Origin of the sequence: Bradyrhizobium monzae (genome assembly GCF_021458635.1) — a bacterium.
Classification (GTDB): Bacteria; Pseudomonadota; Alphaproteobacteria; order Rhizobiales; family Xanthobacteraceae; genus Bradyrhizobium.
Genome location: NZ_JAIRDQ010000036.1, coordinates 1 through 805, shown reverse-complemented (window position 1 = coordinate 805; position 805 = coordinate 1). Strand labels below are relative to the sequence as shown.

Annotated in this window: 2 protein-coding genes; both read right to left on the bottom strand. The window is 63.1% G+C overall.

The window, feature by feature from the left end; genetic code table 11:
* A partial coding sequence (locus K3F49_RS39035) for a polyketide synthase (protein ID WP_276575478.1) occupies nt 1-533 on the bottom strand: 533 nt, incomplete at its 3' end.
* A gap of 7 nt (nt 534-540) precedes the next feature.
* On the bottom strand, nt 541-805 hold a 265-nt coding region (locus K3F49_RS39030), incomplete at its 5' end, for a hypothetical protein (protein ID WP_234686157.1).

Sequence of the window (805 nt, the reverse complement as noted above, 5' to 3'; positions counted from 1 at the left end):
GTCGTGCCGGTCGCGGTCCACACCGTGGTCGCCTCGAGCGAGCGCATGCCGTAGTCGCCGGCCATCGCGCCGAGATAGACGCCGGTCCGGCTCTGACTCAGTCCGTCCGGTTGCAGCCCCGCGCGCTCCAGCGCCTCCCACGACGCTTCCAGGATCAGCCGCTGCTGCGGGTCCATCTCCATCGCCTCGCGCGGCGAGATGCCGAAGAAGCCCGCGTCAAACTCCGCGACCGCATCGATGAAGCCGCCTTCCTGCGTCAGCCCGCCCGTCACCGCTTCCAGGCGCCGCAACAGCTCCCGGCTCCAGCGGCCCGGCAGCGGGCCAATGCCGTCACCGCCGCGCTCCAGCAACGACCAGTAGTTCTCGGGACTCGTCAGCCCGCCGGGACCGCGGCAGCTCATCCCCACAATCACGATTGGCTCGGAGGAGGCGTTCTCCACCGCTTCGAGAGACGACTTCAGATCCCGAATCTTGTGCAGACTCTGGCGAAGAGCGTTTTTGAGATCCTGAACTTCTTGATTCATCTGCTGCATGATTTTTTCAGAGCAATTCAGACGCGATACTCAGCAAAGAGTCCGTTTCCGCGTCATCAATATGCGCGGACAATTCATCGTCGCTTGCACGCCGGGAGGTGTCATTCGGCTGCATCATGAGGCGTTCAAGAAGACCTGATTTACGGAGCGCCTCGATCGAAACCTCTCGGAGCTTCCGGCGGATCTGCTCTTCTCCCCAGATCGACGGACCTGAATTGACATTGTCGAGTTCGAGCTTCTCGAGCAGCAGGCGGGCCATGGCGCGCGCGGTC